Origin of the sequence: Borreliella yangtzensis (assembly GCF_014201775.1) — a bacterium.
In the GTDB taxonomy this organism is placed as follows: domain Bacteria; phylum Spirochaetota; class Spirochaetia; order Borreliales; family Borreliaceae; genus Borreliella; species Borreliella yangtzensis.
On record NZ_JACHFG010000018.1, the window covers coordinates 1 to 4,595 of the forward strand.

Genomic DNA, 4,595 nt, shown 5'->3' on the forward strand with positions numbered 1-4,595 from the left:
GTACCCAATTTTTTATGTTAGACAACGCTTCTTTAAAAATTCCATAATGATAAAAACTATCTTTTTTCTTGTTTTTGAATGGTGTAGTTTTGTTGCTCTGAATTATTGTTTTTTTCTGATTGTAATTAATCTCTTTTTTTTGTTCTTCTTGCTTTTGATTAACGCTAATTTGCTTATTAGGCGTAGGATTTTCATTTTCATAATTATTATAAATAGACGCTGCATCAGTATCCACTTCACTTCTTATGTGAAGATGTCCAACTAAAGCATACCTTTTGAAATAAGTAATAGCCGAACCAACCAGTTGTGGCGTTGTATTAACATTTTTAGACCCATTTTCATTGTTCCATTGTAAATTTTCTGTAAGCATTGGTGTATCAAATGATTCTTCATACCCAGTACTTGTACTGTAGAATGTAGTTCTAACAACATGAACTCTACCATATGGATCATGTGTAAAAGTTGCATTTTGAAAAAAATCAAGCTCCAAATTATGTTTCTTTATAACATTTTCAATTTCTTCTACTATATCATTGAAATCTTGATACTTATAACCATATCCCTTAAGACTTTTGTCAATACCTGGTAAATTCATCCTTAGGGTTTTCATATCTTTTCTGAAGCTTATTTTCGCTTGCATATTATTTTGTATATTTTCTTGATTTGTTATTACTTCTTTCATTTTGAAGTTACTCCTTTATTGATTTATATAAATAATTGTATAGCAAAAACTATTTTTGCCAACTTTTTAACAAAAATTTTTGCAAAAAAATAGTGGGACTTAACCAAACTCTCTTTACAAAGAATCTCGCTAAGACCCCACTAGACTATTTATCTTATTATTTTTAGCAAATTATCAATAAAGGTAGCAAAACAAACGAAGAAGTTCCACTACGCTATTTGTAGTTTAACTCAACTTAGAATTAAAATCAAATTATTTCTATTAAATTATAAATGTGCATTTAATTAATGAGATTAATAATTAGAATTAAATATTTTTAGAAAAGTATTTACTTTTAAATCAAAATTATGCATTATAATAATTATTATAAATCAATAAAGGAGTAACTTCAAAATGAAAGAAGTAATAACAAATAAAAAAAGTTCAAATTGCAAAAACAAACAACCACATAAATTAATAGTTCTTATCTCAACACTACAGTACATAAACAAAACCCATAAGAAATACACTCAACAAAACATACTATATTACTATAATAAAAATCTAAAACGCAATGGTCAAACACCCGTTAAACTAAAGACACTTCAAAAATATCTTTACAAATTAGAAAAAGAAATAAAAGTCACAACTAATTACTATAAACACTTGGGAGTAAATTGTGGTACTGAAATTTACTATAAACTTAATTATTCAAAAAAAGATTGTTACCAAAAGATTAACCAATTCTTTAAAGAAAAAAAAGAAACAAGATTTCAAAAAAGGGTTAATAACCACTTTAAAGACAAATTTCCTTTAAGGGGGAGTGTAAATTCGGAAGAGTGTTTAAGTAATAAAAATAATAATATAAAAGAAGAAAGAAAAAAGAAGATAGAAAATTTTCAAGTAATAAACTATGGTAATAAATGCAACTTTATATGTAAAGGAATTCTTCCTTTCGTTTTAAAATTAGATATTACTAAAGACTTGAAAATTAAAATGCTTAAAGAATTAAAAAGAATTGGGATTAAACTACTGAAACATAAAAATACTTACTTTAATAAATCTTGCCTTAAAGAAAAGCAAAACAAACTGAAAGAAATTCTAGAAAATACACAAAAAAAATTAGAACAAAAAGGATACAATTCCGAACAATTGGAAATAAATTTTCAAAAGATACATGAAAAATACAAAAATAAACCGCATTTTATTATTGAATACCAAAAATACAATGATTTAAGCATTATAAGGCGTAAATTAGAAAGGTCAATTGAATTAAAAAAAGAAAATTCACAAAAAAATTGTGAACATATAAGGACAAACATTTTCAATATCCTTATTGATCGACTAAAAAATACTGAAGAAATTGAAATTCTAAAACCAATTATAAAAGACTATTTGAATAGCAAAAAGAAATTAGAATATAATAAAGTGTTTGGCTCATATTATTATGAATTATTAAAAATTCTAGAAAATGGCACCAATGCTTTAAAACTAAAAGAATTTAACAAAAAGGTTATATAAGGATTGAGCATGGAAAATGCAAGTGCACAAGAAACAATAAAAAAAGGTAAATGCAAAGTTGAATGCCAAAATAAAGATAGATTCATAAAGATTGAAAAAGAACCTGGCAAAGCAATGTACCATACAAAAATAATGATGGATTTATACAAATTTGGAGTTTATGAAAATAAAAGAAAGAGTAAAAAGAAAAGAATGGAATTTAGAGTATCAGTAAGGGCTTTACATAATGGAGAAAGAATTGTCCAAGAAACTCACCTATATCCAGAAAAAGAAGGGGATAAATTTTTGGGGATTTTTTATGGATTTAGAAAACCAATAAATAAGGCTTTTGTAAAGTATGAAGTAAACGGGAAGAGAAAATCTTATGGCTTTGCAAGAGCATATTATATGGAAGTTAGATTTAAAGCAGGAAGTGTTTTTTTCTACTTTAAGGGATTATACCGCTTATTATTTAAAGAGAGAATGAATAACCACTATAACAAAATATTGTTTAATATGTTTACAGATTTAGAAAAACAAGTATATGAATTTTATGGGAAAAAATACCCAGAACAAGGACCACTTACAAAATGGATAATAAAAAACCTAAAATAATAACCATTGCGTCAATTAAAGGCGGTGTTGGTAAAAGTACAAGTGCAATTATATTCGCAACTCTTTTGGCTCAAAAATATAAGGTATTGTTAATAGATATAGACACCCAAGCATCAACTACTAGTTATTTTTATAAAGAAATTGCAAATAGAAAGATTAATATTGTAAGTAAAAATATATACAGAGTATTAAAAGAAAAATTAGATATAAATGATGCAGTTGTTAATATAAAAGATAATTTAGATTTAATACCAAGTTATTTAAGTTTGCATAAATTTTCAAGTGAATTTATACCCCTTAAAGAATTGAGGTTAAAAGATAATTTATTTTTTTTAAAACAGAATTACGATTATATAATAATGGATACCAATCCTAGTTTAGATTTTACTTTATCAAATGCTTTAATAGCCAGTAATTGCATAATAGTCCCAATGACAGCAGAAAAATGGGCAGTCGAAAGTTTAGATTTATTAGAATTTTATATTAAGAATTTAAAAATAAAAATTCCAATTTTTATTTTTATAACAAGATTTAAAAAAAATAATACTCATAAAGAGTTATTAAAACATGTTGGATCCAAAAGAGGATTTTTAGGAATTGTTCATGAGAGAGAAGATTTAAATAAAAAAATTACTGGCAACAATGAATTTGATATGACCAAAGATTATATTAATGAATATAAAGAAGTATTGTCGAAATTTTTTAATACAAAGAAATAAAAACTAAGGCAGGAACTGCCTGAAGTTAAGCTTGTGGACCATGCTCTAGTGGATGATCGTTCTTTTAGAACCTAAAAAGCTATCATGGGATGAAACAAGAAGTTATTTCTATAATCTTTGATTTAGAAATAACAGTTCACTATATATGAAAAATACACCATAAAAGGTTGTTCATAATCTGAACAATCTTAAAATAAAGGAGGTTTTTGTGAAAATAGAATTAAACAAAAGAGTTTTATCAGAAGAAGTAGATCCAGATATGGAAAAAAAAGTTATTACAGATGAAGATGTAATTGCTCATTATAATTCTTTAAAGGATAGATTGAGAGCCAATTTTAGAAAAGAAATATTTCATAAAGTTGACAATATCAGAATTTTAAAAGAAATAAAAGACAATGAATACTATAAGTTAGATGGGTATAAAAGTTTTTTTGCTTTTGTAAAAGATTATAATATAGCAAGAACTCAAGCTTATAATTATTTAAAATTAGCAAATGCTTTGCAAGAGGGACTTATTAAAGAAGACTATGTAATAGAAAATGGTATTCACAATTCTCTTGATTTAATACAAGATAAAGAAAGTCCAACATTTAAAAAATCAAAAAAAAATCCAATAAAACCGTTAAGATTTCAGCTTAAAAGTCAAGAAAGTTATGATTTTTACAAGAGCAATGCTAAATTTACAGGGTTTTTGTTAGACAAATTATTTAATAATGAAAAAGAAATGATTAAAAAAATTATGAAAGAATATAAACAATTAAAAGGATAATATGGAGATTTTATGAGTAATTTGGCTTACAGAACATATAACATAGAAAGTATAAAAAGTGAATTTTTAAACATAGGGTTTAGTGAGGAGGCAATAGATTTTGTTTTACTCCATAATGATAATTACAGCTTTGAATATTTAAAAGAGAAATTAATTGATGTAGAAAAGAATTTAAACATTAAGATAGATAATGTAGAAAAGGGTTTAAATACTAAAATAGATAGTTTAGATACTAAGATAGATAATGTAGAAAAGGGTTTAAATACTAAAATAGATAGTTTAGATACTAAGATAGATAATGTAGAAAAGGGTTTAAATACTAAAATAGACG

6 protein-coding genes are annotated in these 4,595 nt (G+C 25.0%); 5 read left to right on the forward strand and 1 reads right to left on the reverse strand.

The features are described 5' to 3' along the window. On the reverse strand, positions 1 to 682 hold a 682-nt coding region (locus HNP68_RS05860; RefSeq protein ID WP_183221385.1), incomplete at its 3' end, for an ERF family protein. 393 nt (positions 683 to 1,075) lie between these two features. Between HNP68_RS05860 and HNP68_RS05865 the strand changes: the two genes are divergently transcribed. The 5 genes from HNP68_RS05865 to bdr all read left to right on the forward strand — a co-directional run. Beyond that, on the forward strand, positions 1,076 to 2,182 hold the full coding sequence (locus tag HNP68_RS05865; protein WP_183221387.1) for a plasmid maintenance protein: 1,107 nt from the start codon (positions 1,076 to 1,078) through the stop codon (positions 2,180 to 2,182). A gap of 9 nt (positions 2,183 to 2,191) precedes the next feature. Then, positions 2,192 to 2,776, forward strand: coding sequence for a DUF226 domain-containing protein (locus tag HNP68_RS05870; RefSeq protein ID WP_183221389.1), 585 nt, complete (start codon positions 2,192 to 2,194; stop codon positions 2,774 to 2,776). Further along, positions 2,752 to 3,495 carry a ParA family protein gene (locus HNP68_RS05875; protein WP_183221391.1) on the forward strand — a complete coding sequence of 248 codons (744 nt, stop codon included), beginning with the start codon at positions 2,752 to 2,754 and terminating at the stop codon, positions 3,493 to 3,495. The genes HNP68_RS05870 and HNP68_RS05875 overlap by 25 nt, the downstream gene beginning before the upstream one ends. Before the next feature lie 208 nt (positions 3,496 to 3,703). Further along, on the forward strand, positions 3,704 to 4,264 hold the full coding sequence (locus tag HNP68_RS05880) for a chromosome replication/partitioning protein (RefSeq protein WP_183221393.1): 561 nt from the start codon (positions 3,704 to 3,706) through the stop codon (positions 4,262 to 4,264). A gap of 12 nt (positions 4,265 to 4,276) precedes the next feature. Further along, positions 4,277 to 4,595, forward strand: a 319-nt coding sequence (gene bdr, locus HNP68_RS05885) for a Bdr family repetitive protein (RefSeq protein WP_221240665.1), incomplete at its 3' end; no start/stop codon positions are given.

Bases quoted from the DNA above. Each gene is read 5' to 3' on its own strand.
- HNP68_RS05865 (WP_183221387.1), top strand. From the start codon at position 1,076: ATGAAAGAAGTAATAACAAATAAAAAAAGTTCAAATTGCAAAAACAAA.
- HNP68_RS05870 (WP_183221389.1), top strand. From the start codon at position 2,192: ATGGAAAATGCAAGTGCACAAGAAACAATAAAAAAAGGTAAATGCAAA.
- HNP68_RS05875 (WP_183221391.1), top strand. From the start codon at position 2,752: ATGGATAATAAAAAACCTAAAATAATAACCATTGCGTCAATTAAAGGC.